4 protein-coding genes are annotated in these 3,085 nt (G+C 65.0%); all 4 read right to left on the reverse strand.

Annotated elements, in window-relative coordinates; genetic code table 11:
* Nucleotides 1-581, reverse strand: a 581-nt coding sequence (locus AC1D0P_RS23765; protein WP_477678994.1) for an ABC transporter permease, incomplete at its 3' end; no start/stop codon positions are given.
* The gene (locus AC1D0P_RS23770; RefSeq protein ID WP_477678995.1) at nt 581-1,477 is read right to left on the reverse strand and encodes an ABC transporter permease; all 897 of its coding nucleotides are present in this window, start codon (nt 1,475-1,477) and stop codon (nt 581-583) included. The genes AC1D0P_RS23765 and AC1D0P_RS23770, both read right to left, overlap by 1 nt.
* Nucleotides 1,474-2,559 carry an ABC transporter ATP-binding protein gene (locus AC1D0P_RS23775; RefSeq protein ID WP_477678996.1) on the reverse strand — a complete coding sequence of 362 codons (1,086 nt, stop codon included), beginning with the start codon at nt 2,557-2,559 and terminating at the stop codon, nt 1,474-1,476. The genes AC1D0P_RS23770 and AC1D0P_RS23775 overlap by 4 nt, the downstream gene beginning before the upstream one ends.
* An 81-nt stretch (nt 2,560-2,640) precedes the next feature.
* The coding region (locus AC1D0P_RS23780; protein WP_477678997.1) for an extracellular solute-binding protein at nt 2,641-3,085 on the reverse strand (445 nt) is incomplete at its 5' end.

The following is a 3,085-nucleotide window of genomic DNA, read 5'->3' on the forward strand; positions in this document are numbered from 1 at the left end:
GTCACCAGCCGGAAGGCCTCGAGCCGCGAGGCGCCCAGGCTGCGCGCCACCATCTCCTGGTTGAGGTCAAAGGTTTTGAGGGCCGAGCTGACCACCATCATGACCACCGGGATGGMCAGCATGCTGTGGGCCAGCACCAGCCCCGTCAGCGTGTTGACGAGCTGCAGCTTGACGTAGGCGTAGAACACGCCGATGCCGATCAGGATGACGGGTACCACCATGGGCGTGAGCAGCAGCAGGGTCAACAGCCCGGCGTGGCGTAAGCGCGAGACCAGCAGGCCGTAGGCCGCCATGGTGCCCAGCGGCGTGGCGACCAGGGCCGTCAGCACGCCGGCTTTGAGCGAGGTGGCGGTGGCCTGCATCCAGGAGGCCGAGCTGAAGTAGCTTTGGTACCAGCGCAGCGACCATTGCCGGGGCGGAAACTCCAGGTACTGCGAGTTGGAAAAACTCATGGGGATGACCAGCAGCGTGGGCATGACCAGGAAGATCATGACCAGCGCCGCGATGACGTAAAGCCACAGCCGGCCGCCGCGGCTGATCTGGGTTTCGGTGACGGGCCGGCGCAGCCAATTGCTTTTCATCACGTCCCCCTGTCGCGCAAGGCGTCTTCGAGCTTGACCAGGCGCGAAGCCGCGAGGATGAGCAGCAGCGTCAGCACCAGGAGCACCACGCCCAGCGCGCTGGCGGCGCCCCAGTTGAAGAAGATCTCGATGTCGTTGGCTATGCGGCTGGACACCATGATGACCTTGCCACCGCCCAGCACCGCGGGCGTGATGTAAAAACCCAGGCAGAGGATGAAGACGATCAGCGAGCCGGTCACCAGGCCGGGCATGGACAGCGGGAAGAAGATCTGCCAGAAGGTCCGCGTCGGTGATGCGCCCAGGTTGGCCGCGGCCTTGAGGTAGTCGCGGTTGATGCCGCGCATGCAGGCATATAGGGGTAGAACGATGAAGGGCAGCATCACGTGCACCGTGCCGATCAGCGTGCCGGTCAGGTTGTGCACCAGTTCCAGCGGCTCGTTCCACAGGCCCAATTCCATCCCCCAGCCGTTGATGAGGCCGCGCCGCTGCAGCAGCACCAGCCATGCGTAAGTGCGCACCAGCAGCGAGGTCCATAGCGGCAACAGCACCGCGATCATGCAGAGATTGGCCGCGCGCTTGGGAAGTTCCGAGAGGAAATAGGCCAGCGGGTAAGCCAGCAGGATGCAGATGCCGGTGGTCAGGAAACTGACCTGGAAGGTGACCCAGAAGGTGCGCGCGTAGGAGGGTTGTTCCCACATGCGCCGGTAGTGCTCCAGGCTGAAAGTGCCGGCGTCGGACAGCACCGAAAGGTAAAACAGCCAACCCACGGGCAGCACCATGATCACGGTGACCAGCAGCACGGCGGGAGATACCAGCGACAGCAAGGCCATGCGCTCGCGGCGCCGGCTGCCCCTGAGCGCTTCGGCGTTCGGCGCCGGGTCCGGCGCGGTGTTCATGCTGCGCCTTCCCGCGGCAACAGCACGGTGTCGTCAACGGCAAGGCCCAGCGCGATCATGTCGCCGGCCCCGGGGCAGGCATGGCCGGCGTTGCTGCCCGAGGCGCCACGCACACTGACCACGCTGCCGTCGGCCAGGGCCGCCTGTACCAGCGAGCTGTCGCCCTGGTAGACGGTGGCCTGCACGCGGGCGTTGAGGATGTTCATGCCCGCGCCCATGCCGCCGGCCAGGATCTTCAGGCGCTCGGGCCTCAGCATCAGCAAACGCGGCCCGTCGCCGCCGGGGTGGGAAGCTACCGTGAGCGCCGCGCCGTTCAGCATCACCCTGCCTTCGCGCACGGCGACGGGTACAAAACTCGACTCGCCGATAAATTCCGCCACAAAGCGATTCGCCGGGCGCTCGTACAGTGCGCGCGGCGTGTCGAGCTGCACGATGCGGCCGCCGTTGATCACGGCGACCCGGTCGGACATGGTCAGGGCCTCTCGCTGGTCATGGGTGACGTATACGGTGGTCATGCCCAGCTTGTCGTGCAGCTGGCGCAGCTCGATCTGCATGTGTTCGCGCAGCTGTTTGTCCAGGGCCGACAGCGGCTCGTCCATCAGCATGATGCGCGGCTCGAACACCATGGCGCGCGCCAGGGCCACTCGCTGGCACTGCCCGCCCGAGAGCTGGTGCACACCGCGTTCGCCATAGCCGCCCAGGCGCACCATCTCCAGTGCATGCTCCACGCGGCGCGCCATCTCTTCGCGCTTGACGCCGCGCAGCCTGAGCGGAAAACCCACGTTGCCGGCCACCGTCATATGCGGGAACAGGGCGTAGTTCTGGAACACCATGCCCACGTCGCGCTTTTGCGGCGGCATGCAAATCACCTCGGTCTCGCCGAACCTGAGGCTGCCGCTGTCGGGCCGGGTGAAGCCGGCCAGCACCGTCAGCAGCGTTGTCTTGCCCGAGCCTGATGGGCCCAGCAGCGTGAGGAATTCGCCGCTGCGGATATCCAGGTCGACGTGGTCCAGGGCATAGGCGGAGCCATAACGCTTGGTCACTTGCCGGAGGGTGATGGGCAGCGACGACTTGTTGCTCATGAATCCGCCTTCTCTTTGTTCTGGTCTTCGTTTCGGTTGCTCACAGGTTCGCGCCGGCGCCGGCCGCCACGCCTTGCCTTTTTACTCGGTCAGCATGTTCTGGTACAGCTCGGAAGCCCTCGCTTCGTTTTTGGTATACCAGTTCAGGTCGATGACCAGTTGCTTTGCCGCATTGTCCGGGTAGGAGGGCAGGGTCCTGGCATAAGCCGCGGGGATGGCCGGGCCGTCGTAGGCTTTTTTGTTGGTCGGCCCGTAGGTGATGTATTTGGTGAATTCGGCCTGGTATTGCGGCTTGCTGATCTCATTGAGGAACTTCACGGCCAGGGCCTTGTTGGGCGCGCCCTTGGGAATGCCGAAGCAGTCGTAGTCGAGCAGGGCCTGGTTGAAGGTATAGGCCACCTTGGCGCCGTCCTTGGCGACCACGTCGAAGCGGCCGTTCCAGCCGGTGACCATGTCGACCTCGCCGTCCTTCATGAGCTGGGCGTGCTGTGCGCCGGACGACCACCACACGGCGATGCTGGGCTTG

It is taken from the genome of Polaromonas sp. P1_G2, from assembly GCF_056405515.1.